Consider the following 25651-nt stretch of genomic DNA (forward strand, 5'->3'; position numbering starts at 1 on the left):
CCTGTCTGAATCGGATGCGGTCTGAATCAGGTAAACCCGCATCGCGGTTTTCCCTGAGCCCGCGCCGGATGCTTGCCGGCACGGCCTGACGGGCATTCCAGCGCAGCGGGCAGGGCGCCACATCATCCGATTGGACGATGGTTCGCGCGTCCGGATGGCCAAAGCTCACCATTCAGTGAATGTCCCGATGACGCCGGAATTAAGACACGTCTTAATCATGGCGGCGCGGATGAATCGCACCGAACACAAGTTGCATGGAGGATGGAGCGTGCTGATGGAGACGAGATGGGCCCCGCAAGAGAGCCAGTCAACGAGCGAGGAGGCCGACATCGGCGTCGCTGATTTCAGCGAGCTGATGGCGCGCATCTACCAGGGGCCGATGGAAACGCCGCCGTGGGCCGGCGCGCTCGAGATGGTTCGCCGGCTGCTGCAGGCCAGCTACGTGACGCTGATCCTGCGCGCGGCCGCGAGCGACCGTCGCGCGCCGCTGTCCGTGCATGCATCGGAGTTCGGCCCGGTCGTGCCGGGGGACGGCGAGGCGTCGTACAACAACTACTACTATTCGCTCGACCCGTTCGTCGGCCTGCCGGCCGATCGCGTGGTCACGGTCGACGACGTGTTCGGCGATACGGGCTGGCTGTCGAGCGAACTGTACAAGCAGTTCCTGAAGCCGCAGGACGTGCGCTACATCCTCGGCGCGGACCTGCGCACGCCGTCGGGCGTCGAGTGCCGATTCCGCGTGTGCCGCAATCATGCGTCGAAGCAGTTCTCCGCGCGCGACAAGGCGATCTGCGCGCTGCTGCTGCCGCACCTGAAGCGGGCGGTCGAACTGCATTCGCGGCTCGACACGGCCGAGGTCGAGCGGTCGATCTATGCCAACGCGATCAACCGGATGCAGATCGGCACGATCACGCTCGACGAGAACGGCACGATCATCGACATGAACGGCGTCGCCGACGAGATCCTGAAGCAGAACAACGGTCTGACGATTGCGCGCGGCACGATCGAGGCGACCGATGCGCAGGAGAATCGCACGCTCAAGCGGCTGATCCGCCACGCGGTGATGGGGCACCACGGCACGGCCGCGGCGATCGTCGAGGCGATGCCGATCACGCGCGGCTTCGACAAGCCGCGCCTCGGGCTGCTGGTGCGCACTGTGCTGCTGTCCGACTGGTCGGAGGACAACAAGCGCCGGCCGGCCGTTACGCTGTTCCTGCGCGACCCGGACCGCAAGCCGCAGGGCGCGCAGGAAATCATCCGCAAGCTGTTCGACCTGACACCCGCCGAGACGTCGCTCGCGCTGCTGCTGACGAACGGGCTGACGCTCGAGGAGGCCGCGGAGGAATCGGGGATCAGCAAGAACACGGCGCGCACGCACCTGCGCGCGATCTTCTCGAAGACGGGCGTGACGCGCCAGGCGACGCTCGTGCGGATCCTGCTCGGGAGCGTGGTGCCGCTGGGTTGATCGGGGCGGCATGTCGTGCCGTAAGCCGCTGCGTCGATATTGAGCGGATTCGTCTGCCGACATGTCGACTGCGGTCGACGTCTGTGTGTCGACGATCACGGCATCGTCAACAAGAGGCTCGCGCGGTGCGAGCCTCTTTCGTTTCTGCCATCCGCAGCGATGAAAGGACGCAATACGCCTATGGCAACAGCGAGGCGGGGAGCCATGTTCAGAAATGACAACGCTCGCCAATAAAAACTCAACATTATAGAAATAATGTCAAATAACATGGGCGTGACAATTGGATATTTAACGGTTTACGTTATATTATTAACGAAACCACCGACTCAAACCGTCATGTCCGACCTCGTTGCCGACGAATCCCGCCTGATCGCCGAAATCGACCGCCTGAGGGCCGATTTCCCGAAGACCCGCGAGCTCTATCGCGAGGTCTGCGCGTTGATGTTCTTCCGTTTCGGCGTCACGCCCACCGCGAACCGCCTTTACCAGCTCGTGCGCAAGGGCAGCATGAGCACGCCGACGGCGGTGCTCGGCGAGTTCTGGGCCGAGTTGCGGGAAAAGAGCCGGGTGCGCATCGAGCATCCGGATCTGCCGGCCGATCTGCAGGCGGCAGCGGGCGAGCTCGTCGCCGCGTTGTGGCGCCGCTCGAGTACCGATGCCGCCGCAGCGCTCGATGCACTGCGCGCCGAAGTCGAAGCCGAGCGGGCCGCGGCGAAAGCGGAGGTCGCGGCATTGCAAGCCGACCTGTCCCGCACCGAAACCGCGCTGGAGCACCGCACGAGCGCGTTGCTGGCGGCCCAGGTGCGCATCCATGAACTCGAGCAGGCGAGGGCGGCCGACGAAGCATCGCGCCGCGCGCTGCAAGCGGAAATCGAGCGGCTGAAGTCCGACAACGCGGACGCCGATCGCGCGCTGGCGCAGGCGCGCGCCGATTTCACGTCGCAACTCGACCGGCTGCGCGACGACGCGGGCCGGGCCGAGGAACGCTTGCGTGCAGCGGAGAGGCGAGCGCTTCAGGAGATCGACCGCGAACGGCTCGCGGCCGCACGCGTTCAGAAGGAATTCGACGCGGCCACGGCTCGTGCCGAACATCGCGATACGCAGCACCGCAAGGATCTCGCGGCACTGCAGGCGCAACTGGCCGACACGCAACACCGCTGCGGCATGCTCGAAGGCCAGCTCGACGGGGCCCGCGCGGCCAATGCCGCGTACGTCGGCGAACTCGACGCATTGCGTGCCGAACGCGCGTCACGTCCCCCCGCGCGCCGGGCGCCGGGTCGACCGGCGGGCGGCACCCTGCGTGCGGCGAAACCTGTCGCGAGGAAGCGCGTCCCGAAACCCGCGTGACGTGGGCGCCACGGTGCGGCGACGACGTGTCCGCGACGCGGTGCGATTCGGGTAAAGTGCCGCTCAACTTGCCGGCTCGACGTTACTAGACGACCGGTCTAATCGTTGCTAAGATACGCCATCATGAATGCATCTTCAGGCGCGGAAGTCCGCCAGCACATCCTGAATATCGCGAAGCCGATCATGCTCCACAAGGGGTTTTCGGCGGTCGGTCTGAACGAGATTCTCGCCGCGGCGGGTATCCCGAAGGGCTCGTTCTACCATTACTTCGGCTCGAAGGAGGCGTTCGGCGAGGCGCTGCTCGAATCGTATTTCGAAGGCTATCTCGAGCACCTCGACAACCTGCTCAAGCACCCGGCCGGCACGGGCGCGCAGCGCCTGATGACGTACTGGGGCAACTGGCTGCGCACGCAGTGCGCGGACGATCCGGAAGGCAAGTGCCTCGCGGTGAAGCTCGGCGCGGAAGTGTCCGATTTGTCGGAGGCGATGCGCGCGGTCCTGCGGCGCGGCACCGGCCAGATCATCGAGCGGCTCGCGGGCGGGATCGAGGCCGGGTTGGCCGACGGTTCGCTGGGCGGCGTCGACGATCCGGCGCATACGGCAGCGATCCTTTACGAGCTGTGGCTGGGTGCGACGCTGCTGGAGAAGATTCACCGCGACCGCAAACCGCTCGAACGCGCGATGCTCGAAACACGGCGGATGCTGAACCTGCCGTCCTTCGAGCCCGACGGAGTGCAGTCGTAATGTGGGCGCGCGCAGGCGCGCCTTGTTTTTTGCGTGAGCGCTAGACGACTGGTCTACTTACGCTGAAGTCACATTGTTTTACCCGCGAGGCGGCGGCCCGGCCGCCGGCTGATTCGCCGGCAAGGCCGCAGCCTCGCGCATCACGGTTGTCCAACGTTGATCCGATCGTGCCCGTGCACGTCCCTTCCTGTTGACGGAGGTTCCCATGCCGCAAGGCAAGGCAGCAAACCGCAGAATCATCCTGAACGCGCGCCCGGTCGGCGCGCCCACCCCGAACGACTTTCGTCTCGAAACCGGCGACGTACCGGTGCCCGGCGCCGGCCAGGTGCTGCTGCGCACGATCTGGCTGTCGCTCGACCCGTACATGCGCGGCCGGATGAGCGACGCGCCGTCGTATGCGCCGCCGGTCGAACTCGGCGACGTGATGGTCGGCGGCACGGTCAGCCGTGTCGTGGCGTCGAACCTGCCCGCGTATCGTGAAGGCGACCTGGTCGTCGCGCGTGGTGGCTGGCAGGACTATTCGCTGTCGGACGGCAGCGGTCTCATTCCGCTCGGCCGCGACTTCGCGCATCCGTCGCATGCGCTCGGCGTGCTCGGCATGCCGGGGTTCACCGCGTACACCGGGCTGTTGAAGATCGGCGAGCCGAAGGCCGGCGAAACCGTGGTCGTCGCCGCCGCGAGCGGGGCGGTCGGTGCGGTGGTCGGCCAGATCGCGAAGCTGAAGGGCTGCCGCGTGATCGGCGTCGCGGGCGGCGCCGACAAGGTCGCGTACGTGAAGGGCACGCTTGGCTTCGACGATTGCGTCGACCACCGCGATCCGCAATTCGCCGCCCGGCTGAAGGAAGCCTGTCCGAAGGGCATCGACGTCTATTTCGAGAACGTCGGCGGCGCCGTGTTCGATGCGGTGTGGCCGCTGCTCAACGAGCATGCGCGCGTGCCGGTGTGCGGGCTGATCGCCCATTACAACGACACCGCGTTGCCGGCCGGCCCCGATCGCCTGCCGCTGCTGATGGGGACGATCCTGCGCAAGCGCATCCGGATGCAGGGCTTCATCATTTTCGATCATTACGCGACGGGCTACGCGCAGTTCCTGACGGAGATGAGCGAGTGGCTCGCGCAGGGCAAGGTGAAGGCGCTCGAGGATGTCATCCCCGATCTCGCCGATGCGCCGAATGCGTTGATCGGCTTGCTCGCCGGCAAGAATTTCGGCAAGGTCGTCGTGCGCGTGGGTCCGGACGAACTGGCCTGACACCGGCGCAAGACGACACACGACGATTGCACGCTGGCGTCGCGAGACGCCGGCTTGTGGCATGCTCGATTCCGTTTCGAAAGGAGTGACAAAGATGGCGCTTCACGTGATTGCTTCCCTGTTCCTGAAACCCGAACACGCGCAGGCCGCCGAGGCCGAATTGCGCAGCATGGTCGCCAAGACGCGCGTCGAGCCGGGCAACCGGCGCTACGACCTGTTCCGCGAGCAGGACGGTTCGCCGAACCTGCACCTGTACGAGATCTACGATGACCAGGCCGCGTTCGACGCGCACCTCGCCAGCCCGCACTTCACGGAATTTCGCGTGAAGTCGGCCGACTGGTTCGCGGCGCCGCCCGTCATCAAGGTGCTGTCGGGCATCGACGTGGCCGAGTAACGACGCGGTACCCCCCGTCACGGCCCGTTCTCGCCCGGGACCGTACGGCAGCCGTCACGCATGACGCAACGGCGACGACAACGACAACGCGGCGCTGCGCATCGTTCGCGCCGCTTCCCCAATACACCGCCCCCGGAGGCCGAATGGTCACCCTCAACATCAACGGCGAGAACCGCACGGTCGACGCCCCCGACGACATGCCCCTGCTGTGGGTCCTGCGCGACGTCGTCGGCCTGACCGGCACGAAATTCGGCTGCGGGATCGCGCAATGCGGTGCGTGCACCGTGCATCTCGACGGCGTCGCCGCTCGCGCGTGCGTGCTGCCGGTCGCGGCCGTCGCGGGCCGCAAGATCACGACGATCGAAGCCGTCGGCGCGACGCCGGCCGGGCAGAAGGTCCAGCAGGCATGGCGCGAGCTCGACGTCGTCCAGTGCGGCTACTGCCAGTCCGGGCAGGTGATGGCGGCCACCGCGCTGATCGCATCGAACCCGAACCCGAGCGACGCCGACATCGACGCGGCGATGGCCGGCAACATCTGCCGCTGTGGTACCTACAACCGGATTCGCGCGGCGGTCAAACACGCCGCGAAGGGGGCATGACATGTCGCGAGGACTGATCGAAGCAGGTCGGGCCGGCGCGGGCGTGTCGCGCCGTACGTTTCTCAAGGCGGGCATGTCGCTCGGCGCGGCGGCGGGCGGTGGCCTGCTGCTCGGCTTCAGCATGCCGGCGGCGGGCGATGATGCACGGCGCTCGGTGATCGGCGGCGATGCGGACGAAAGCGCGCGCGCCGGTGTATTCGCGCCGAACGCGTTCGTGCAGATCGACCGCGCCGGCAAGGTCACGCTGGTGATGCCGAAGGTCGAAATGGGCCAGGGCGTCTACACGGCGCTGCCGATGCTGATCGCCGAGGAACTCGAGGTGCCGCTGTCGAACGTCACGCTCGACCATGCGCCCCCGAACGAGAAGCTGTTCCTCGATCCGCTGCTCGGCGGCCAGCTGACCGGCGGCTCGACGTCGGTGCGGTACGCTTGGGAACCGCTGCGCCGCGCCGGCGCGACCGCGCGCACGCTGCTGGTTTCGGCGGCGGCGAAGCAATGGAACGTCGATCCGGCCACCTGCCGGGCGGCGAACGGCGAAGTGCAGCACACGCCGAGCGGCCGGCGCGCATCGTACGGCCAGCTCGCGGACGCCGCGTCGAAGCTGCCGGTGCCGAAGGACGTCGCACTGAAGCAGCCGGCCGATTTCAAGCTGATCGGCAAGCCGGTGAAGCGGCTCGATTCGCCGGAGAAGGTCGACGGCACCGCGCAGTTCGGGCTCGACGTGCGCGTGCCCGGCATGCTGTATGCGGTGATCGTGAACAGCCCGGTGTTCGGCGGCACGGTCGCGAGCGTCGACGACACGGCCGCGAAGAAGATCCCCGGCGTGCGCCAGGTGGTGCGCGCGGACAACGCGGTCGCGGTGGTCGGTGATCACACGTGGGCCGCGAAGCGCGGCGCGTCGGCGCTCGTCGTGAAGTGGAACGAAGGCGCGGGCGCGAAGGTGTCGACGAAGGACATCGTCGCCGATCTCGCGCAGGCCGCAGCGAATGGCAAGGGTGCGGTCGCGCGCAAGGACGGCGACGTCGGCCGCGCGTTCGCGAACGCGAAGACGCGCATCGATGCCGTCTACGAACAGCCGCTCCTTGCGCACGCAACGATGGAGCCGGTGAACTGCACGGTGCACGTGCGCGGCGACGGCTGCGAGATCTGGGTCGGCACGCAGGTGCCGACGCGGGCGGTCGACACCGTGCAGAAGCTCACGGGTCTCGCGCCCGACCGGATCGTCGTGCACAACCACCTGCTCGGCGGCGGTTTCGGCCGACGGCTCGAAACGGACATGATCGGCCAGGCCGTGAAGATCGCGAAGCAGGTCAACGCGCCGGTGAAGGTCGTGTGGACGCGCGAGGAAGACATCCAGCACGACATGTATCGCCCGTATTACTACGACCGGATCTCGGCCGGCCTCGACGCGAACGGCAAGCCGGTCGCATGGCAGCACCGGATCGTCGGTTCGTCGATCCTCGCGCGCTTTGCACCGCCGGCCTTCAAGGACGGCGTCGATCCCGACGCGGTCGAGGTTGCCAACGACCTGCCGTACGAACTGCCGAACCAGTTGATCGATTACGTGCGCCAGGAACCGCGCCACGTGCCGACCGCGTTCTGGCGCGGCGTCGGGCCGACCCGCAGCACGTTCGTCGTCGAGAGCTTCATCGACGAACTCGCGGCGCAGGCCAAGACCGATCCCGTCCAGTACCGCCGCGCGCTGCTCGACAAGACGCCGCGTGCGCGCAACGTGCTCGACGTCGCGACGAAGGCGGCCGGCTGGGGCACGCCGCTGCCGAAGGGGCAAGGGCGCGGCGTATCGGTGATGCACGCGTTCGGCAGCTTCTTCTCGATCGTCATCGACGTCGCGGTGGAAGGCGGCGAAGTGCAGGTCAAGCGTGCCGTGTGCGCGGTCGACTGCGGGATGGCCGTGAATCCGAGCACGATCGAGGCACAGGTGCAGGGCGGCATCATCTTCGGGATCACGGGCGCGCTGTATGGCGAGATCACGATCGAGGACGGCCGCGTCGTGCAGAGCAACTTCACCGACTACCGGGTGATGCGCATCAACGAGACGCCGCCGATCGAGGTTCATCTCGTCAAAAGCGCCGAGGCGCCGGGCGGAATCGGCGAACCGGGCACCGCGGCGACCGCGGCTGCCGTGTCGAACGCGATCTTCGCGGCGACCGGCACGCGGCTGCGCAAGCTGCCGGTCGGCAACCAGCTGAAGACGGCTTGAGGGGAGGACACGAACCATGCGAAACCTCACCTCGAATCGTCCGAACCGCCTGAGTCGCGCCGCTCGCACGTTCGGCACGTCGTTGATCGCGCTGTCCGCACTGATGGCCGGCACGGCGGCGCACGCCGCGCAAGCGGCCGCCGCCGACAGCGCGCTGGTCGCACGCGGCGCGTATCTCGCGAAGGCCGGCGATTGCGTCGCGTGCCACACCGCGCCGCGCGGCACGCCGTTCGCCGGCGGCCTGAAGATGGTCACGCCGATGGGCGCGATCTACACGACCAACATCACGCCCGACCCGGACACGGGCATCGGCGGCTATACGGAAGCCGATTTTGCGAACGCGTTGCGCAAGGGCGTCGCGAAGGACGGCCACAACCTGTATCCGGCGATGCCGTATCCGTCGTACGCGAAGCTGAAGGACGACGACGTGAAGGCGCTGTACGCGTACTTCATGCACGGCGTCGAGCCGGTGAAGCAGGCAAACCGGGCGTCCGACATCCCGTGGCCGCTCAACATGCGCTGGCCGCTCGCGTTGTGGAACATGGTGTTCCTCGATACGACGCCTTATGCCGACAAGCCGGCCAAGGACGCGATGTGGAACCGCGGCGCGTATCTCGTGCAGGGGCTCGGGCACTGCGGATCGTGCCATACGCCGCGCGGTGTCGGCTTCCAGGAGAAGGCGCTGGACGAGGGCGGTTCGGCGTTCCTGTCGGGCGCGCCGATCGACAACTGGTTCGCGTCGAACCTGACCGGCGAACACAATACCGGGCTGGGCCGCTGGAGCGATGCGGATATCGCGCAATTCCTGAAGACCGGCGCGAACCGGCATGCGACCGCGTTCGGCTCGATGGTCAGCGTGATCAACCACAGCACGCAGGAACTGACCGACGACGATCTGGCGGCGATGTCCCGCTACCTGAAATCGCTGCCGGCAGCGGGCGGCACGGGCGCGCCGCCTTACCGTTATGAGCCGAAGGCGACGCAGGTCGTGTTGGGCCGGCCGGCGAACGATCCGGGCGCAAAGGTGTATAACGCTTACTGCCTGCATTGTCATGGCGCGGACGGCCGCGGCTACGCGCCGCTGCTCGCGCCGCTCGCCGGCAACCCGAACGTGCTCGAGGCCGATGCCGCGTCGCTGATCAACGTGACGTTGAACGGCAGCGAGTCGCTCGTGATCGGTGGCGTGCCGTCCGCGTACCCGATGCCGGCGTTCGCGAACCAGCTGAACGACCAGCAGATCGCCGACGTGCTGACGTTCATGCGCGCCGGCTGGAACAACGGCGCGCCGGCCGTGCAGGCGGCGGAGGTCGCGAAACTCCGCAAGGCGACGGCGGCCGCGCGCTGAGCGCGGAGCGCCGAGCGCGGCCGACCGCGGCGGACGACGACGGGCATGCGTGCCGCACGCCGGTCGTCGCACATTGCCGGGTGCAGGGCGCCCGGTGGCGCAGCTCTTTCTGTCAACCGGCGTGCGGCCGTTCGCGGCCGCGCGCGTTTTATCGACGTAAAACTGGGGTGTCTGGATGGCTAACGTGACTTATACGGATACGCAACTGCTGATCGACGGCGAGTGGGTCGACGCCGCGAGCGGCAAGACGATCGACGTCGTGAACCCGGCGACGGGCAAGGCGATCGGCAAGGTGGCTCACGCGGGCATCGCCGATCTCGATCGCGCGCTGGCCGCGGCGCAGCGCGGTTTCGAAGCATGGCGCAAGGTGCCCGCGCACGAGCGCGCGGCGACGATGCGCAAGGCGGCCGCGCTGGTGCGCGAGCGCGCCGACACGATCGCGCAGCTGATGACGCAGGAGCAGGGCAAGCCGCTCACGGAAGCGCGTGTGGAAGTGCTGTCGGCCGCCGACATCATCGAATGGTTCGCGGACGAAGGCCGCCGCGTGTATGGCCGGATCGTGCCGCCGCGCAATCTCGGCGCGCAGCAGACCGTCGTGAAGGAGCCGGTTGGACCGGTCGCGGCGTTCACGCCGTGGAATTTCCCGGTCAACCAGGTCGTGCGCAAGCTGAGCGCCGCGCTGGCGACCGGCTGTTCGTTCCTCGTGAAGGCGCCGGAAGAAACCCCGGCATCGCCGGCCGCGCTGCTGCGCGCGTTCGTCGACGCGGGCGTGCCGGCCGGTGTGGTCGGTCTCGTGTACGGCGATCCGGCAGAAATCTCGTCGTACCTGATTCCGCATCCGGTGATCCGCAAGGTGACGTTCACGGGCTCGACGCCGGTCGGCAAGCAACTCGCGGCGCTCGCGGGCCAGCACATGAAGCGCGCGACGATGGAGCTGGGCGGCCACGCGCCGGTGATCGTCGCCGAGGACGCGGACGTCGCGCTGGCGGTGAAGGCCGCCGGTGGCGCGAAGTTCCGCAACGCGGGCCAGGTGTGCATCTCGCCGACGCGTTTCCTCGTGCACAACAGCATCCGCGACGAATTCACGCGTGCGCTGGTCGCGCATGCGCAGGGGCTGAAGGTCGGCAACGGCCTCGAGGAAGGCACGACGCTCGGCGCGCTGGCGAACCCGCGCCGGCTGACTGCGATGGCGTCGGTCGTCGAGAACGCGCGCAAGGTCGGCGCGAGCATCGAGACGGGCGGCGAACGGATCGGCTCGGAAGGCAACTTCTTCGCGCCGACCGTGATCGCGAACGTGCCGCTCGAAGCGGACGTGTTCAACAACGAGCCGTTCGGCCCGGTCGCGGCGATCCGCGGTTTCGACAAGCTCGAGGATGCGATCGCCGAAGCCAATCGCCTGCCGTTCGGGCTGGCCGGCTATGCGTTCACGCGTTCGTTCGCGAACGTGCATCTGCTGACGCAGCGTCTCGAAGTCGGGATGCTGTGGATCAACCAGCCGGCGACGCCGTGGCCGGAAATGCCGTTCGGCGGCGTGAAGGATTCGGGCTACGGGTCGGAAGGCGGGCCGGAAGCGCTGGAGCCGTATCTCGTCACGAAGTCGGTGACGGTGATGGCGGTCTGACGACCGCGTGGTCGCGTGCGTGCCGCCGTTTGGGCGGTGCGCACGCGGCATGGCGTTGCCGAGGGCCGGGTGTTTCGCCCGGCCTTGTTTTTTCTGATTCGTTCACCGTCGGTCACCGCAGCGTCCAGTCTCGCCCGGATCACGAGCACTCCATCGCCACGGCGTTTGTCGATTGACTGAGCCTGATCTCGCCCAGGTAGGCGCTGTCGCCCAATTTGCACTCGCGCCAGGCATTGCCGCGGGCATGCCGGATTTGGACTCTGTAGAGGCCGCTGCCCCTGGCCAGGCCGTCGAACCGGAAATCGCCGAAGCCGTCCGAGACGGTTTCGGCTACCTGCCGATTACCTGCATATAAGACGACGACCGCATCCGTGACACACTCGACCACGTCTCCTGCCTCGGCACTGACACTTCCGCCGACGAAGCACGTTTCCCAACGCTCGAGGCCGCTATACCACACGCGGGGCTTCGTGCTCAGGTTGGGTCGCAATACCTTGAGTCCCTCACGCCTGGCCTTCTCGGCCATCGCCGTGTCATCGAGCTTGACCGTCTCGAACACATCGGTGGGGCACGACTGCTGACAACGCGGGCGGGACCAGCCCTGGTCGAGCAAATGCGCATCGAAGATCCAGATCTGCGGCAGTTGCAGTTCTTCGTTCCACACGATCGCCTTGTAAGGGCACGCCTTGACGATGTCCTTTCGGCCTCGCGCCTTGTCCGGATCGATGATGACGATGCCGTCGGCGCGCTTGCGAATGGCGCTGCCGCCCACACGCATGCAGGGCGCGTCGTCGCAGTGGTTGCACATGACCGGCAGATAAGTGGTCTCGATCATGTGCGAAGCACCCTGTACACGACGCAGGATGCGGATGGGGCTCTCCGCACTGGCCGAAGCGGGTGCCGCGTAGCCGGGAAAGTCATTGCCGACGTGCTCGTCCCGCGCGGCGATCACACAGTTCTGGCAGTTCTCGCAACGGCCGACGTTGATGATCAGGTTCCACTTGCTCATTTGAAATTCCTCACGCTGCGCGACCGAGCATGAATGCCTCGGCACCGCGCCATTTCTCGACCTGCACCAGGCAGGAATTCGGGCTCATGCTGCTGGTGCCGGCGGTCTGAGGCCGGTCGGGGGTCAGCATGTTCATGCAGCCGCCGATCTCGACTTGCTCGCCATCGATTTCGATCAGCTGAAATTCAGCGCTCGCCTCGTAGGATTTCACCACTCCGGCGTTCACCAGGGGCGAGACATCGGCCGCACAGATCACGGCGCCGCGGTCGTTGTGTACTTTGACGAGATCGCGATGGGCGATGCATCGAACAGCGGCGTCTGCCGGATTGAGCCTCAGCAGCCAGAACCGGTGCCCCGCGATCAGCGCGCGATGATCGTCGATGCCGTTCACGGCAGAATTCTTTCCGTCACCGTGGGTATGAAAACTGTAGCGGCTGTGGGTGGCGATCAGTTGCAGCGGGTAGCGCCGGGCCAGGTCCGAGCGCAACCCCTCCCAGGAGGGGATATATCGGTTGAGCGGGGGGCGCTCCGGATTGTCCGCGGTGTGCCGCTTCAGCAACTCGGGCACGAACTCCAGCTTGCCGCTCGGCGTCTGCAGGCCCTTGCCGAACCGCTCCGAGAACTGTGACGGCAGCGGATGAGGTTCCGGCAGGTCCTTCTTCCTGTCTTCCGCATACCAGCGCATGTCCACGGGATGGCGCAGTTCGGGCTTTTCGGGCGGCACGACGAAATAGCCCTTGCGGCAAAATTCGCGCCACGAAATGTGATCGGGCAGATCCGACGAGTCGAAGACGCGCTTGACCCAGTCGAGATCCCCGCAGCCCTCGGTGAAAATGCCACCCAGGCCCAACCGGGTCAGGATGGCAGTGAAAATGTCGTAGTCGGAGCGGGACTCGCCCAGGGGTTCGATGCACTTGTGCTGCAGCGTCAGCATGCGATGGTTGACCGTTCCATACCCGTGGTGGGCGTAGCCGCCCGAATTCGCCCATTCTCCGATGTCCCAACGCTCCACCGAAGTGCACGCGGGCAGGATGATGTCGGCGAACTGGGCTTCGCCTTCCATCCAGATCGACTGATTGACGACGAATTCGATGCTCGAGTGCCGGTAGGCCTGCGTCCAGCGTCCGGAATTCGTCACGGTACTGAACGCGGATCCGCCGTAGCGATAGATCATGTGGATCGGCGAATAGCCGGGCATCGGGTACGTGAACGGCGCAAACTGGGCTTCCTGGGACATGCCGTCCCAGAGATAACCGGTGGCGTGACCGTTGAGAATCGCATCGGGCATCTGCTGTCGCGGCACCATTTGCTTGACGGGATTCATGGTCAGGATATGCGGCATGCGCTGGTAGTTGTCCACCGCATTGGCGGTCCACGCCAGGTCGCCTGAAATGCCGCCGTCCGCGTAGCCCGGGAAGTAGAACTGGAGATCGTGCGGGACGCCGATTTCGAGGCAGCCGAAATTCACCCCCGGCTTGCCCCAGCCCTGCATGGACATCATCATGATCATGCAGCGCGCCCATTGCGCGCCGGTCGCCCCGCGGCCCGCGCCGCCGAATCCCGCGCCGGTCATCCCGACGGCGAGATGCACCTTCTTCTTCCCCCACAGGCGCGCAAGCGCACGGGCGTCCTTGGCCGGCACGCCGGTCTCGCTCTCCTGCCACTCGGGCGTCTTGGGGGTACCGTCGGTTTCGCCCAGCAGGTAGGCTTTCCAATCGTCGAAACCGGTCGTGCGGGTCGCGACGTAATCCTTGTCGTACAGGCCCTCCACGGTCCAGACGTACATGATGGCGGTCGCCAGCGCGGCATCGGTTTGCGGCCGGATCGGGATCCAGCGGCCGCCCAGCAGCTGTGCGGTGGGATTGCAGTGCGGGTCGATGTGAACGAACTCGATGCCGAGCTCCTTGGCCCACAGGCGGCGCGGGGTTCCCTCGAATCCTGCGTAGGCTCCGTTGGTACTTTCGGGGTCGCAGGACCAGAAGACGATCATTTCGGCCTCCTTGAGACCGTCCTCGAGGCCGCCGTAGCCGGCGGGCACGCCGACGCGCATCGAGTTGCCGAAATGATGCATGGCCCCCCAGTACCAGCCTTCCCAGCTGTCCGGATTCGCGGCGACCCGGGTGAAGCCGATCAGGTTGGCGAAGCGCGTCAGCGCGCTGAGGTAGTAGCCGACGTTGCCCCACTGGTGGTGGGACGACATCGGGAACGTGATGGAACCGGGGCCGTGAACACGCTTCTGCCGGTTGATCTCCTTGGCGACGATGTCCAGGGCCTCGTCCCAGCTGATACGCACATAGCCGGACTTGCCCCGGTTCTGCGGATTGCGCTCGCCGTCCGGGTCGAAGTCGACCCGTTTCATCGGGTGAAGGATGCGCTTGTCGGAGTAGACCAGCGACTTGAGGGTCAACGCGTGGGGCGCGACCAGTCCGCGCCGTGGCGGGCTGAAGCGGCGTCCGCGTGCCTCGATCACCCAGCTTGACGCATCCGTATCGTCCAGCTCGATGGGCGTCACGCGGACGATGCGGCCATCCTTGACGTAGACGAACAGGGGGCCGCCATTGGTACAGGTGGTGTAGCGTCGGGTGCCGTCGCGCATGGGCGTGCCCATCGTCAGGCCGACCGTGCGCATCATGCTCAGGGTTTGCATGAGCCAAACCAGCAGTTCGTCCTCGCCCTCGGTGACCACCTTGAAGTTCTTGGCGGCGTGGACGATCTCGCCCTGGTCCGGGTTCGGGGAAAGGAACTTCAGGGCGGTGGCGACGTCCTTGAAGGCCATGCGCACATCGGGCCGCGCATGCTTGCCGGCGCGCGACCGAATGCGGCCATTCCTGAACTCGATGGCGCGACCGATGCTTTGATCCATGAGCCCGATCCACGCGACGAGATTGCGCTCCTTGAGGCGATCGCGATAGGCGGGGAAGCGGCGCGCCGTCAGGTCCAGAACCTTGGGCAATGCAAAAAGAATGGTCTTGAGAGCCTGTCGTTTCATCGTTCGATCCAAAGTGTTGCTTCCATGCGGGGGGCTGGCATCGGGTCGCACCCGCTAGAACGTGTAAGCGACGTTCAGGAAAACGTTGACGGGATTGAGTCGGAGCGTCGATGTGGAAACGATCTGCGTGCCGGTCGCGGTCTGTCCGTATAACGTGAGGTGGGTCTTCACCGGCATGTAGCCGACGGAAGCACCGACCGACCAATGTTTGGTCATCGCGTAACTCGCTCCGAGCTCGAACACCGGGTTCCACGATGAACTGAGTGTCGCGCGCGCCGAGCCGCCCGGCCCGAAGCTGTCGGTGACGAACTGGCGATTGGTCGCCCGAACCTGGGTGAACCACGTGTAGTTGACGCCAAGTCCTACGTACGGACGGAATTTCGATTCAGCTGAAAACAGGTGATATCGAAGTTCGATGGCGGGCGGCATCGGCCTTGTCGTGCCGAGGGTTCCGTACTTCTGCAACGTCCCGTCACCGACCAGATTGACTGTCAGTGGCAGTCCGAACAGCATGGCGACACCAATGTTGTCGGTGACGTAGTACTCGGTGGTGATGCCCATCGTATCCGTCGAGCTGGCATGCGCCCCGGTACCACCCATTTGCTGATTCACCGTTACGCCGCCGACACTTTGCACGGTCAGGGGCGTCGCGTCGCCCTGGGGCGCGACGTGCAGCCATCCAACCGAAGTAGTGATGCTTCCGGCCGTCTGCGCATCTGCGTTGTCGGCAAGTGCAGCCGTGCAGATGCAGACCATCGCACCTGCGAAACTCGTCGTTCGCCTCAATTTCATTTTGCGTCTCCTCTGTCTCGGTCCGATTAAAGAACTACAGTTGCTTTGGATACCTTATTGATAGTGACAAGCCGCTCTCGGAATTTGTGTTGTCGCGGCTAGTCACGTGCCTCCGTCACCGCAGATCTGTTGCTGCCGGTCCGGACGACCGAATGGGTTCCGCTGCGAACGAGATCGAAAACGCAAACGGAAAACGCCCCAGCACGAAGCGCGCGGCAGTCTCGAGCCCGGGATTGCTCAGCTCGACCGAGACCGACATTCCGCCGGAATCACTGGTCGAGACGTCGACTGATGCGCCGGGCGCTCCGCCCTGGTCCAATGCCGCGCGGAGTGCGTCACTCGTCTCGCGGCGCTTGAGTTCGGGTTTGAAGATCTTGCCGACGCCGGTGAGCGGGATCGTCTCGACGATTCGGACGTGCTTGGGCAGGGCGGCGCGTTCCGCGATCTCCTGCTGCATGAACACTTCCAGATCGTGTTCGCTAGCCGTCATGCCCGGCTTGAGCTGAACATACGCGACCGGCAACTCGCCGGCATAGGCATCGGGGCGCCCGATCGCCGCTGCGATCTGGACTGCCGGGTGTCGATGCAGCGGTTCCTCGATCGTCGCCGGGTCGATATTGTGTCCGCCGCGGATGATCAACTCCTTCTTGCGGCCGGTCAGCCAGAAGTAACCGTCGATGTCGCAGCGGCCGAGGTCGCCCGTGTTGAGCCAGCGCTTGCCGTCGCCGAGATCGAGCCACAGGGCCTCGTTCTGGTCGGCACGCGTGTAGCCGGTGAACACGTTCGGCCCGGAGATGACGAGCAACCCCTCTTCGTTGGCTGCGCAGTCGTGCAGATACCGTCCCGCATCGTCCACGACGACCGCCTTCATCGCCTGGAAGGGGATGCGAAGCCCGATTGATCCCAGCCGACGCTCGCCGTTCGGCGGGTTGACGCTGCTCACGCACGTTCCTTCGGTCAGGCCGTAACCTTCGAGAATCCGGATGCCCGTTTTTTCCTGGAAGGACCTGAAGACGCCGACCGGCATCGGCGCGGCACCGCACAGGCCGTATTCGAGCGAGTCGATGACATGATCCTCGGAGGGAATGTCGAGCAGCGAAGCATAAAGCGTCGGGACGCCACTGAAGAAATTGATGTGGTGATGTTCGACGATTTCCCAGAAGCGTTTGACGACGCCGTCGCCCCGGTAACCCTGCGGTGTGCCGAGCACGACATGGGCACCGCGCGAGAACGGCAGGAGGCCGGTCACCATCGCGGCGTTGACGTGAAAGAGCGGCAAGCCGCAAAAAGTCGTTTTGCCGGGGCCGATACTGTCGCCGAAGAATCGGCCGGCGCTCCAGGCATTCGCCACTTCGTTGCCATGACTGCGCATCGCGATTTTCGGCAAGCCGGTGGTTCCACCGGTACAGAAGTAAGAGGACATGTCGCCGGGTCGAATGCGGCGCGCATTGTCGAGCGCCGTACCGGATTCCCGCGCGATTGCCGTACCGAAGTCGTGGATCTGGATGTGCGCAGGCACGGCGCTGCGCAAACCGCCAGCGCCGTACAACTGCGCACACGCGTCGTGCTGGAGCGTGCGTGCCGCCGATTGCGCGATGCCCCGCACGCGATCGGCCAGGTTGACCAGCACGAGATGCCGCAGCGGCTCGACCTCCCGAAGGATGTCCGCGACTTTTTGCCAGAGATCGGTCCCGGGAAATGGCGCGAGCGTCACGAGCACGCTGGCGCCGGCGGCTTTGAGCAGCTGACCGATCGCTTCGCCTTCAAGCAGCGGATTGATCGCGCATACGATGCCGGTTGCCTGTCCGCCCCAGATCACGAAATGCGTTTCGGGCAGATTGGGCAGCACATAAGCGATCACCGACTGCGAATTCACACCGAGGCGCGCGAACATGTTGGCCGTGCGCGTGATGTCGCGAACCAGCTCGCGATAGGTCCAGCACTCGGCGTCGCGGTGCGCGTCGGCGGTCATGAAAAAGGAGAGGGCGGGGGCGGACGGATCGATGGCCGCACCGGCGCAGATCATCTCGTACGTGCTGGCCGGAAGGTCCGGCGGAAGGCCCGGCGCTTCGATCGCCAGCACGTCGTCTTGGGTCGCGATGCCGTTCATGCTGCTTCGTCCACGATCTCGTTACGTTGCACGCCCAGGTCGATCGATCCGTCGCGGCTCGCGATCCGGGCTTCGACGATGTCTCCGGCCTTCAGATACTGCGCGCGCCCCGTCTGCAGCTTCATGAACATCTTCCATTTGACGGATTCGGGGAAAAGCGCGACGGCCCGCTGCTTGAACGGCGACGGGATGCTGAGTGCGCAACCGGCCGGCGTGCCGGTCGCGAGCAGGTCGCCGGCGCGAAGGTCGTGCACGCCCGACAACTCGGTCAACGTTTCCGCCGGACCGTAGACGAGGTTCGATGTCGAGTCCTGCTGGCGCACCGCGCCGTTGACGGTCAACGTCAGGTCGAGCGCCTTCAGCTTCGGGAAGTCATGCCGCTCGAGCAGGCACAGATAGGGGCCGACCGGGCCGAACGTCCGGAAGCTCTTGCCCTTGTAGAACTGCATCTGCGGGATCTGGACATCGCGCGCGGAATAGTCGTTGACGATCACGGTGCCGGCGACATAGTCGTGCAGGTTCGCGTCCGTGATCTGCTGATGAGACGTGATGTCGCGTTTGAGGATGAGGCCGAGCTCGATTTCGTAGTCGAGAAACCGGACGTGCCGGGGTTTCACGACTCGTGAGTCGGCGGCGACGATGCAACTCGTCGCCTTCGTGAAGATCATGTTGAACTTTTTCGCGTCCGGATCCATGCCGGATTCGATCATGTGCCGACGGTAATTCGCCCCCTGGCAAACGAACTGCTGGTTGGCGGTCACCGGTGGCAGCCACTCCACGTCCGACTCCGGAATCGTCGGTCCGTCGAGCGAGACGAGTCGTTCAACCGGATTCGCCGCGAGAAAGCTCGCGGTTGTCTCGAAGTCGCCGGGAATCGGCGTGACGGCGCCGTTGGCGACCACGCCCCATTGGGCGCGGCCATGATGCCGGAAGTGCAGGACATGCAGTGACATGAATGATCTCTCGTGAGTCGAATGGGCGGTTGGGGATCAGGCGAACAGCTTCGCCAGGGTCAGCAGCTTGCTGACCGTCAGATCGGGACTGCGGCGCAGGTTGCGGAACAGCGCCGCAAGGCTCGACGGCGTGAGCCGGGGCTTCGTGAAGCTGCGCGGCATCGTCGGGCCCCACTGCGCCATCGCTTCGCGGCTGACCGCGTGCACGCCCGTCGGCTCGTCGGCCGTGAACAGGTCGCCGTCGCAATAGTGTTCGTGCTTGTCGCCCCACGGGTCCTGCCAATAGTCGAAGATCTGGCTGCCGAGAATGTGTCGGCCGATGCCCCACGCGTGCGCCCACCCGTTGTCGTGCAGCATGCGCTGGCCCATGCCGACGGCATCGGCGTCGACCAGTTCGTACGCGCTGTGGCTATAAGTCGGCACGAACCCCTGGGCGAGCGCGAGCGTATGGTGGTCGGCCGGCCGGTCGCCGAGATCGAGCCGCATGAAGGCAACCGCGGGTGAGCCGTCCGGCAGCACCTGGACATCGCTGGGGATGAACCCGAAATGTCGCGTGTACCACGCGCAGGTTTCCTGGTAGTCGGCGAGTTCGAGCACGACGTGTCCGAGCCGAATGACTTCAGGCGCGCTCGCCGGCGGCCGCTGCGTTTCGTTGATCCGCAACGGCGTGTCGACCGAGTTGAATGAAAGCGCGGCACGATGCGGCAACGTGTCGGCCCGGGTCTGGCCGGCAATCGCGTCGACTCGAAAGCCCGACGGATCGGCGAGCCGCACCCGGAGGCCGCCGCCTGGCCAATCCGATGCCTCGATCTCCGACGCGCCAGGGATTTTGGCGAGCGCCTCCAGATCGGCACGACTGTCGACCTGCAATCCGAAGCCTACGAAGCGGGCCTTCGGCGCGTGGCGAACGACATAACAGAAGTGTGCGGTACCGGTTCCGCGCAGCAGCAATTGCGTGTCATCCCGCAGCACCGTTCGGAGTCCGAAGTCGTTGAGAAAGTGCTCTGCCTCGTCGAGATCGGGGCGATCGAAGATCAGATAGGCGAGCGCCGATGCCTTCGTCGTGGGGTGCGGGTGGCGAGCCGGTTGTGGGGTGGTCAGTTTCATGGCGGATGACAATCAGGCAGGTCGAATGACAATTGCGAAGGCGGGCGCCGTCGCATCGAGGGGCTTGCCGCGCAACGGCGGGCATGCAATCTCACCGTCGCAGGACATCACTGGCCGGACCACGAATGTCGCGAGGTCGCTCGTCGATTTCGCATGGGAGCGGCGCGCCTCGCCGCCGGCGCCGTGACTGGCCGAAAAATGGCCCGATGCGGCGCCGACCGGCGTGAATCCTGCGATCAATACGCCGAGCATCGAAGGCAGCCCGCACTTCGGCGACGCGTGCGAGCTGTTGTGAATGGACGCGCTGGCGCCCGTGTGCATGTGTGTCTCCACCGTATCTCCATTCGTCGTTCGATCGGTTCTCGAGGCCGTGTTCTGCCGTCCTTGATGACATTAAAATCATAGATGATGACTTTGTCAATGTAGACGTTTGAATCTATACTTGGGCACGAACAAGGATCGAAAACGTCATGACGAATACACCGAGCCGCCGCACACCAAAGCGCTCCGCTCCGGAAGCATCCAGTCCCGCGGTCGCCGAAGAGCGCGAGCCGCGTGGCGCGCGCCGCAAGCGGGAGACCCGTGCCCGCCTGCTGGATGCCGCGCTCAGACTGATGGCCGAGAAGGGCATGGAAGGCGTTGCCATCAACGAAATCACCGAGGCCGCCGACGTCGGCTTCGGCTCGTTCTACAACCACTTCGAATCGAAGGAGGCGATCTACGCGACCCTCGTGGAATCGGTATTCGAGGAGTTCGCGGATTCGCTCGATCGCCTGGCCAGCGGCTTGTCCGACCCGGCGGAGATCATTTCCGTCTCGGTGCGACATACGCTGATGCGCGCGCGGCGCGAGCCGGTGTGGGGACACTTCCTGATACGCGAGGGCTTTTCGGCGCGCGTCCTGACGCTCGGCCTGGGTCAACGCCTGCTGCGGGACATGGAGCGCGGTATCGCCGAGAAACGCTTCGTGGTCGCCGACCCGTTCGTCGGCTTCCTTTCGGTTGGCGGTACGGTGCTGACCGCGATTGCCGCCGAACTCAACTTCGTCGCTCCGGGCGCACCGGCTGCCGGTGTCCTGAAGGAACTCGGATTCAACGGAGAGCATTTTCCGGAACGCACGGCGGCGACGCTGCTGCATACGCTGGGGCTCAAGCGTGCGGAAGCCGAGAAGATCGCAAGCCGGCCGCTGCCCGTTGTGGATGCGGCCGAGACGGCGCAGTGACGTAATGGGGTGACGCAGGCGGCGGCCAAGCCACCCCGAGCGCTCGTGCGGTACCCGGCCGCTAACTCGGGCGCCGGGCCTGGCGTGCACCGTTCAGCCCGCGCACGCATCGCGGTGTCCTGGGTCAGCTCTTCGTGCCGTGCGTACTACGCACCGGCACGCATCAGCGCAACGCCGAGCACTGCCGCGCATTCGGCCGACGATGGCATGCGCTCCGATGCGTCTGCCGTATCGCTCGCCGCAGCCGGCGGCGCCGGCTCGGCGTGCAGCCGGTCGACGATCTGCCGGATCCCGGCATCGCGTAGCGCGTACAGGTGAACCTCGACCCACAGCGGGAAACATTCCCAGCCGGCGGCGATGTCTGCGGAGCCGGCGGTGTGGGAGCCTCGGTGCTCATGCGCTGCCGGCCGCATTTTCGCCAGTAACTTCGGGCGGTCGCGACGCAGGATCTCGATCAACAGCTCGCGCTTGTGCCCGAAGTTCGCATAAAACGCGCCGCGCGTATAGCCAGCGCGTTCGACGATGTGCTCGACGGTCGTATCGGCGAAGCCGTTCGCGATGAAGCATTCGCGAGCGGCGGCGATGAGCCGTTCGCGGGTGTCGAGCCGGCGCTGCATACGGGTGAGGCGGGCGGGTTTCATCCTGGGCTGTCCGTGCAGTGGAAAGGGCTGAAGCGGCGCGATATCGCGCCGCGGGAAATGTCGCGTCGTCACGGCGCCGATTCAATCGTCGAGCGCGTCCGGCGCGCCGCGATCGACAGCGGGGCGTGCGATCGGGCGCCCGAGTGCGCCCGCGCGGCAATCGGCCGGCGGCGCGGCATGCGCGGCCGCCGCGCGAATGCCCGCGGCGATCCCGAGCGCGAGCGCATCGAGCGCGCGACGCTGCGCGTCGACGAGTGCTTCGTAGCCCGTCGACGCACCGGACCGAACGATGCTGCGGCACGTCAGTGCCGGCTGTCCGGACCCGGAACTCACACTCCACGTCGCATCGAGCAGCACGTGCGATGCCGGCCAGGATTCGATTCGCTGGACGTCCACCGCGACCCGGTAGACGGGCGCGCCGTCCGGGTGGGCGACGCGATGAACATCGATCGTGCCGAGCCGGGACGCGACGCGCGTCGACAGTCCGCCGCGCATCTCGTCGCCGAGCGGCGCGGCCCAGCGCTCCTGCTCCAGGATGTCGGCCCGATCGGGGCTGCGTTGCACGACGAGCCGGTTGCCGTCCGCAGGCGCCGCGACGTGCACGGCCTGGATGTCGATCAGCCAGGCGGGATGCGTGGCAGTGGCCTCGGCACCCGCATCGTCCGCCACCGCGAGGGTATGGAAATGCACCGGCGGCGACGCGCACGCGCTCAGCACCGCGAGTGCGACGCACGTCGCGATGCGCGCCGGCATACGGAGACGACCAAACGAACGCGCTTTCATTGGCGGTCTCCCTTCTTGCCGAACAGCAGCGATTCGGGATGACGTTCCAGATAGTCCGCAAGCGCATTCAACGACTGCAGCGTTTGCGTGAGCGACTGCATCGCCTCATGAACGTCCGACTGCATCGGCGAATTCTGCCCCAACGTCGACTCTGCCGCGCTGAACGTGCGTTGCGCGGCGGCCAGCGTGTCGCGCGCCTGCGGCACGACCTGCTCATCGAGGTGACCGAACAACTGGTTCGCATGCGCGAGCGCGCCGTTCAGATTGTTGCCGATCCGGTCGAACGGCACCTGATCGAGCTTGCGCGCAATGTCGGCGATCTGCACCTGCAGTTCGTCAAGCGTGTTGGGCACGGTCGGCAGTTCCACCGGCGTGCGGCGCGCGTCGACGCTCGCGTGCGGCGCCTTCGGGAACATGTCGAGCGCCACATAGAGCTGACCGGTCAGCAGGCTGCCGGTACGCAACTGCCCGCGCAGCCCCTGGAGCACCAGGTGCTGGAGCAGTTCGTGGCCGCCGGCCGTATCGGGCGCGGGCAGCGCCGTATCGCTGTGTCGGCTCAGTCGCGACGGATACAGCGCCATCGCGACCTTCATGCTGAAGTTGCGCGTGTGTTCGTTGTACTCGATCCCGATGTTCGTGACCTGACCGAGCACGATGCCCCGCAGATCGACCGGCGCGCCGACCGACAGCCCGCGCAGCGACTGGTCGAAGCGCATGACGACCATCAGCGGTGTGCCGTCGGGGTCGCGCATCGCGTCGGCTTCGTCGGGGGCGAGCCGGAACGGCGTGTTGTCGGCTGCCTGCGGCGCGTCCGCTTGTCCGGGCGGCGACTGAAACGCGAGACCGCCGACGATCACGGTCGCCAGCGACTGCGTGTTGAGTTTCAGGCCGCTCGAATCGAGCCGAAGATCCACGCCGCTCGCGTGCCACCAGCGCGTATTGACGCTGACGTACTTGTCGTAGGGCGCTTTCACGAACGCCTGAACGTCGACGCCGGTACCGTCCTTGTCGAGCGAGAATCCCACGACCTGACCGACCTGCACATGCCGGTAGAACACCGGCGAGCCGATGTCGACCGAGCCCAGCGAGTCGCCGTGCAGCAGAAAGCGTCGGCCCTGCTGGTCCGCGGTGACGGCGGGCGGCGTCTCGAGACCGGTGAAATCGGTCTGCTTCTGCGACGAGCGGCCGAGATCCGCGCCGATGAATGCGCCGGAGAGCAGCGTGCCGAGGCCGGAAATGCCGGTGGCACCGACGCGCGGTCGAACGACCCAGAAGCGCGTGTCGCGGTTCGCGAAGCGCGCGGCGTCGTGCGTCAGCTGAATGCCGACGACCACGCGCTTGAAATCAGGGGTGAGCGTGATGGTCTGGACGGAGCCGATATCGACGTCCTTGTAGCGGACCTTGGTCTTGCCGGCTTCGAGGCCCTCGGCGTTGGCGAACGTGACCGTGATCGTCGGACCGTTGGCGGTGACGGTCCGGATCACGAGCGACAGCCCGATCAGCGCGCAAACGAGCGGCACGATCCAGACGAGAGACGGGATCCAGCGGCTGCGCAGCCGGATCTCGGGTGGCGAAAAATCGAAAGAAGACATCGTTTTGGGATTCGAAATAAATCGGGCGCTTGCGCCGGTTCAAGGTTGGTGATGGGCGGCGCGGCGGGGCGCGCCGTCCCAGATGAGCCGCGGATCGAACTGCATCGACGCGCACATGGTCAGCACGACCACGGCGCCGAACGCGAGCGCGCCGGGGCCGGGCGTGATGTCGGCGAACGAGCCGAAATGCACGAGCGCGATCGTGAGCGCCACGACGAATACGTCGAGCATCGACCAGCGGCCCACGCGCTCGACCAGCCGATGCAGCCGGGCTCGTTCGAGCGGCCGCCATTGCACGCCGCGATGGGCGGCGATCGCCTGGAATGCGAGGGCCGCAAGTTTGAGCATCGGCACGAGCACACTCGCGATGAACACGATGACGGCGAGCGCCCAGTCGCCGGACGTCCAGAAGTACGCGACACCGCCGAGGATCGTGTCGTCCTCGGCCCGGCCGAGCGAGGTCGCGTGCATGACGGGCAACAGGTTCGCCGGGATATAGAGCAACGCAGCGGCAGCGACGAGCGCGCCCGTGCGCGCGATGCTGTGCGGACGGCGCGCGTGCAGCGGCGATCCGCAGCGCGTGCAGCGCTCGCCGCATGTGTGTGCCGGCTGCACGCGCGCGCAGAGGTGACAGGCGATCCATCCCGCGGCGCGGGCCGTCATGCCCGCCGATCCGCTGCTTTCCGCGGCCCGGGGCGCAGCATGTCGCGTCGTGTCGGGGCGGGGCGGTTTCGCACGCTCGGCATCGCCTGGCCGCAGTGCGACGAGTTCGTCGTGCGCTTCCCACAGTCGGGCCGGTTCGATCGTCGACAGCACGCAGAGCATCACGGTAAGCCCGGCGAACGCGAATAGCGCGGGCCCGGCAAGCACGTGTGCGAGGCTCGTCAGTTTGACGATCGTGATGAGCACGCCGAGCATCAGCACCTCGACCATGCTCCACGGCCGCAATCGGTGAATGCCGCGCAGCACTTGCGCGAAGTGGCGCGGTACGCGGCCCGCGCGCAACGGCACGAGCAGGTACATCCATGCGGCCAGCTCCAGTATCGGAAACAGCATCGTCGTGCAGAACACGAGCGCGGCCACCAGCGGCTGACCGTTCGACCATAGCGCGCGAACCGCGTCACCGAGCGTCGCATGCGACGCGATGCCGGCCGCATCGAGCGCGACGATCGGAAAGGCCTGCGCAACGCAACACGTCACCAGCGCGGCGACCGTCAATGCGCACAGCCGGTCGAGCGAGCGGCGGCCGTGCGCCGCACCGCTCACGCGAGCGTGGCATCTTGGGCAGTTCGCCGTCAGCGCGCGCAGGCGCGGCGGACGCTGAATCAGCAGGTCGCATTCGTGGCAGGCGACCAGGTTGTCGGATTTCATCGGGAATCAACCATGCGGGTAATGAAGGCGCGGCGCCGCGCGATGCACGGTGCGCCGGGCATCGGGCTTCGAGATTGCGGACCGGTGCGGCCCGAAGGC

Annotated in this window: 21 protein-coding genes; 10 read left to right on the forward strand and 11 right to left on the reverse strand. The window is 66.2% G+C overall.

What is annotated here, in order from left to right; all coding sequences use genetic code 11:
- Window positions 1-274 precede the first annotated feature (274 nt).
- From U4012_RS01480 to U4012_RS01520, 9 genes are all read left to right on the forward strand, one after another.
- Window positions 275-1465 carry a helix-turn-helix transcriptional regulator gene (locus U4012_RS01480; RefSeq protein ID WP_044843154.1) on the forward strand — a complete coding sequence of 397 codons (1191 nt, stop codon included), beginning with the start codon at window positions 275-277 and terminating at the stop codon, window positions 1463-1465.
- A gap of 336 nt (window positions 1466-1801) precedes the next feature.
- Complete coding sequence (locus tag U4012_RS01485) at window positions 1802-2812, forward strand: DNA-binding protein (protein ID WP_321796004.1); 1011 nt, start codon at window positions 1802-1804, stop codon at window positions 2810-2812.
- Between the two features lie 123 nt (window positions 2813-2935).
- The gene (locus U4012_RS01490; RefSeq protein WP_044843116.1) at window positions 2936-3556 is read left to right on the forward strand and encodes a TetR/AcrR family transcriptional regulator; all 621 of its coding nucleotides are present in this window, start codon (window positions 2936-2938) and stop codon (window positions 3554-3556) included.
- 205 nt (window positions 3557-3761) lie between these two features.
- Window positions 3762-4805: an NADP-dependent oxidoreductase gene (locus tag U4012_RS01495; RefSeq protein ID WP_124519462.1), complete on the forward strand. Its 1044-nt coding sequence runs from the start codon at window positions 3762-3764 to the stop codon at window positions 4803-4805.
- Between the two features lie 94 nt (window positions 4806-4899).
- Complete coding sequence (locus U4012_RS01500) at window positions 4900-5199, forward strand: putative quinol monooxygenase (RefSeq protein WP_044843118.1); 300 nt, start codon at window positions 4900-4902, stop codon at window positions 5197-5199.
- A 143-nt stretch (window positions 5200-5342) separates the two neighbouring features.
- Window positions 5343-5798: a (2Fe-2S)-binding protein gene (locus U4012_RS01505; protein WP_321795553.1), complete on the forward strand. Its 456-nt coding sequence runs from the start codon at window positions 5343-5345 to the stop codon at window positions 5796-5798.
- Between the two features lies 1 nt (window position 5799).
- Entirely contained in the window at window positions 5800-8019 is a 2220-nt protein-coding gene (locus tag U4012_RS01510) for a xanthine dehydrogenase family protein molybdopterin-binding subunit (RefSeq protein WP_321795554.1), read from the forward strand.
- A 16-nt stretch (window positions 8020-8035) separates the two neighbouring features.
- Entirely contained in the window at window positions 8036-9364 is a 1329-nt protein-coding gene (locus U4012_RS01515; RefSeq protein WP_415750343.1) for a c-type cytochrome, read from the forward strand.
- Window positions 9365-9539: 175 nt separating this feature from the next.
- Complete coding sequence (locus U4012_RS01520) at window positions 9540-10985, forward strand: NAD-dependent succinate-semialdehyde dehydrogenase (protein ID WP_044843122.1); 1446 nt, start codon at window positions 9540-9542, stop codon at window positions 10983-10985.
- Between the two features lie 139 nt (window positions 10986-11124).
- Here U4012_RS01520 and U4012_RS01525 read toward each other — a convergent pair whose 3' ends face one another.
- The 7 genes from U4012_RS01525 to U4012_RS01555 form a co-directional block, all read right to left on the reverse strand.
- Entirely contained in the window at window positions 11125-11994 is an 870-nt protein-coding gene (locus U4012_RS01525) for a 4Fe-4S dicluster domain-containing protein (RefSeq protein ID WP_321795557.1), read from the reverse strand.
- Window positions 11995-12004: 10 nt separating this feature from the next.
- Complete coding sequence (locus U4012_RS01530; RefSeq protein ID WP_321795559.1) at window positions 12005-14983, reverse strand: molybdopterin-dependent oxidoreductase; 2979 nt, start codon at window positions 14981-14983, stop codon at window positions 12005-12007.
- A 54-nt stretch (window positions 14984-15037) separates the two neighbouring features.
- Entirely contained in the window at window positions 15038-15775 is a 738-nt protein-coding gene (locus tag U4012_RS01535) for an OmpW/AlkL family protein (RefSeq protein ID WP_044843125.1), read from the reverse strand.
- A gap of 115 nt (window positions 15776-15890) precedes the next feature.
- Entirely contained in the window at window positions 15891-17885 is a 1995-nt protein-coding gene (locus tag U4012_RS01540) for an acyl-CoA synthetase (protein WP_321795562.1), read from the reverse strand.
- On the reverse strand, window positions 17882-18838 hold the full coding sequence (locus tag U4012_RS01545; protein WP_321795564.1) for a fumarylacetoacetate hydrolase family protein: 957 nt from the start codon (window positions 18836-18838) through the stop codon (window positions 17882-17884). Before U4012_RS01545 ends, U4012_RS01540 begins: the two co-directional genes overlap by 4 nt.
- A gap of 36 nt (window positions 18839-18874) precedes the next feature.
- Window positions 18875-19945, reverse strand: coding sequence for a 2,4,5-trihydroxytoluene oxygenase (locus U4012_RS01550; protein ID WP_321795566.1), 1071 nt, complete (start codon window positions 19943-19945; stop codon window positions 18875-18877).
- 12 nt (window positions 19946-19957) lie between these two features.
- Entirely contained in the window at window positions 19958-20266 is a 309-nt protein-coding gene (locus U4012_RS01555; protein ID WP_044843129.1) for a hypothetical protein, read from the reverse strand.
- 149 nt (window positions 20267-20415) lie between these two features.
- Here U4012_RS01555 and U4012_RS01560 point away from each other — a divergent pair, with 149 nt between their 5' ends.
- Entirely contained in the window at window positions 20416-21165 is a 750-nt protein-coding gene (locus U4012_RS01560; RefSeq protein ID WP_124484818.1) for a TetR/AcrR family transcriptional regulator, read from the forward strand.
- Window positions 21166-21311: 146 nt separating this feature from the next.
- On the opposite strand, the gene U4012_RS01565 is transcribed toward U4012_RS01560, so the two are convergent.
- Genes U4012_RS01565 through U4012_RS01580 form a run of 4 tightly spaced genes read right to left on the reverse strand, consistent with a single transcriptional unit; the run spans window position 21312 to window position 25552 of the window.
- Window positions 21312-21878, reverse strand: a complete 567-nt coding sequence (locus U4012_RS01565; RefSeq protein ID WP_321795570.1) for a helix-turn-helix domain-containing protein — start codon at window positions 21876-21878, stop codon at window positions 21312-21314.
- Window positions 21879-21887: 9 nt separating this feature from the next.
- Window positions 21888-22589 (reverse strand): PqiC family protein, encoded by a 702-nt coding sequence (locus U4012_RS01570; protein WP_321795572.1) that lies wholly within the window; start codon window positions 22587-22589, stop codon window positions 21888-21890.
- Window positions 22586-24181, reverse strand: coding sequence for an intermembrane transport protein PqiB (locus U4012_RS01575; RefSeq protein WP_321795574.1), 1596 nt, complete (start codon window positions 24179-24181; stop codon window positions 22586-22588). The genes U4012_RS01570 and U4012_RS01575 overlap by 4 nt, the downstream gene beginning before the upstream one ends.
- Before the next feature lie 39 nt (window positions 24182-24220).
- Window positions 24221-25552 carry a paraquat-inducible protein A gene (locus tag U4012_RS01580; RefSeq protein ID WP_321795576.1) on the reverse strand — a complete coding sequence of 444 codons (1332 nt, stop codon included), beginning with the start codon at window positions 25550-25552 and terminating at the stop codon, window positions 24221-24223.
- Window positions 25553-25651: the final 99 nt, after the last annotated feature.

The organism is Burkholderia sp. BCC1988 (assembly GCF_905339895.1).
Taxonomy (GTDB): domain Bacteria; phylum Pseudomonadota; class Gammaproteobacteria; order Burkholderiales; family Burkholderiaceae; genus Burkholderia.